The organism is Trichococcus sp. (assembly GCF_049589555.1).
Lineage (GTDB): Bacteria > Bacillota > Bacilli > Lactobacillales > Aerococcaceae > Trichococcus.
On record NZ_JBAWAZ010000358.1, the window covers coordinates 1 to 1,789 of the forward strand.

Here is a 1,789-nt window from a genome sequence, read left to right on the forward strand (position 1 = left end):
AAAAGAGGCCGCAGCAAGATGATCCTTCGATCATATGCTGCGGCCTCTTTTTGGGCAGGAAGCGGACGTTTCCGAAAAGTTGCGGCTTACCTGCTAATCTTTGAGGGCTTTGTAGAAATAGAACATACCGATGAGCGCTATCGCTTCATCCTGGATCATCGGATAGAGGTCGAATCCGTTCAACAGACTGAAGAACAGCACCGGGACGACGGAGGCTACAAGCGCCATTTTTAGGATTTCCCGAAAGGGGAGTTTTTTCCGCATGAATCCTGTCAATACATTCGCGAACAGCGCGATTATCAAGAGCGTCAGAAGGACACTGAACGATGAAATGAAAAGACTGAACAAGAGCATGATCACACCGGAAAAAAGCTGATCGCTGGAAAAATTGCGCAATAACTTTTTGAACGACTGGTCCGTAATGTCATCAGCCTGTTCGTAAGGCAACCGGAATGGGACGTCTTGAGCGTAGAGGGTGAAGGCATCCTTTGAAAATACGAGGCTCAAAATCAAAACAGGGGAGGACATTTCTTTTTCGATTTCTCTCTGCGTGTAAATTTCCTGACTATCGAAAGCCAACAGGACTGTGTCGGTTTTATAAATGAAACCTTTTTCCGTGGGATCCTCCAACCGCAATTCGCTGTCCGAAATGGTGAATGCAGGGATTTTATCCGCTATCACGCCCGCATCTGCCGAAAATTTTTGAAGCGTAGCATATCCATCCAGAAACAGGGGGATGCTGACGGTCAGTGAGAGCAAGATGAAGAGCAAAAAGGCAGAGCCTTTTTTTAAAGTTTTGGCACCCAGCAATTGTTTTGGATCCATAAAACTGTCTTTGACTAAACTGACGATTGAGATTGTGATCACCGCTTTCTGCATCATACTTATCCAGTCTATCGAAAATGGATTCATTTAGCAATCAAAAATTGATACGGCTTCGAGGCATTATTTTTGATAAAGTAAGCAATTGATGATACAGTGAAATCAGTCAGAAATCACTAAACTATTTTAGGAGGAATTTAACATGGCTTTTACATTACCAGCATTACCTTACGCGTACGACGCTTTGACACCATATATCGATGAGGAAACGATGCACTTGCATCATGAGAAACATCATAATACCTACATTACGAATGTGAACGCAGCATTGGAGAAACACCCTGAGTTGGCTGGAAAAACGATTGAGGAATTATTGGCTGACTTGAACAGCATTCCGGAGGATATCCGTACGGCTGTCCGCAACAACGGCGGCGGACATGCAAACCACAGCTTATTCTGGACAGTTTTGGCGCCTAACGCGGGCGGAGAACCTACAGGGGCTGTCAAAGACGGAATCGAAGAGGCTTTCGGCAGCTTTGATGCCATGAAAGAAAAATTCACAGCGGCTGCAGTTGGCCGTTTCGGATCCGGATGGGCTTGGCTGGTAGTTTCCGATGGTAAATTGGAAATCACCTCCACACCAAACCAAGATTCACCTATCAGCGAAGGCAAAACGCCAATTTTGGGCCTTGATGTATGGGAACATGCTTATTACCTGAACTACAAGAACGTGCGTCCGGAGTACATCAAAGCATTCTGGAACCTTGTGAACTGGGATGAAGTCAACAGCCGTTTAGCGGCCGCGAAATAGACAAAAAAGTTATTGCAATCCACTTAAAGGATTCAGGGCACCCGCTCTGAGTCCTTTTTTTACTATCGAAATATTGCTGTTTCGGAATTTTTTCGGTTTGCGGCACTTCCAAGTGCGATTGTTTTACTTTCCAGATTTTTTCGATTAATATATATC

Annotated in this window: 2 protein-coding genes; one reads left to right on the forward strand and one right to left on the reverse strand. The window is 44.7% G+C overall.

Going from position 1 to position 1,789, the window contains the following annotated elements; all coding sequences use genetic code 11:
• Positions 1 to 93: 93 nt before the first annotated feature.
• Complete coding sequence (locus tag WBV27_RS12395) at positions 94 to 882, reverse strand: DUF1189 family protein (RefSeq protein WP_424202436.1); 789 nt, start codon at positions 880 to 882, stop codon at positions 94 to 96.
• A gap of 142 nt (positions 883 to 1,024) precedes the next feature.
• On the opposite strand from WBV27_RS12395, the gene WBV27_RS12400 reads away from it, so the two are divergent.
• Positions 1,025 to 1,633 (forward strand): superoxide dismutase, encoded by a 609-nt coding sequence (locus tag WBV27_RS12400; protein WP_424202437.1) that lies wholly within the window; start codon positions 1,025 to 1,027, stop codon positions 1,631 to 1,633.
• The last annotated feature ends 156 nt before the right edge of the window (positions 1,634 to 1,789 follow it).